Origin of the sequence: Nocardioides malaquae (assembly GCF_015070385.1) — a bacterium.
GTDB classification, from domain to species: domain Bacteria; phylum Actinomycetota; class Actinomycetes; order Propionibacteriales; family Nocardioidaceae; genus Nocardioides; species Nocardioides malaquae.
Map to the genome: position 1 here is coordinate 1 of NZ_JADCSA010000616.1, position 260 is coordinate 260.

General features: G+C 71.2%; 1 protein-coding gene. It reads right to left on the reverse strand.

Going from position 1 to position 260, the window contains the following annotated elements:
* Positions 1–260: MerR family transcriptional regulator (locus IEQ44_RS16100; RefSeq protein WP_193639439.1), on the reverse strand; the 260-nt coding region annotated here is incomplete at both ends.

Here is a 260-nt window from a genome sequence, read left to right on the forward strand (position 1 = left end):
CGTCGCCAATCTCCTGCGCCTGAACGGCCAGCCGCTCGCGCTGCGCGCTCAGCAAGGCGGCAAGGTCGATCGGTTTGCGGTCGAACAGCCGCTTGATATCGCCAAGGCTGAGCCCGGCTTTCTTGAGCGCGACGATGCGATGCACCCGCCCCAGCTCGGCCGGCCCGAACCAGCGGCGGCCCGACTGGGTGCGCAACGGCGACACCAACCCGCGCGCCTCATAAAAGCGCAGCGCCCGCGCGGTCAGGCCGGTGCGGCGG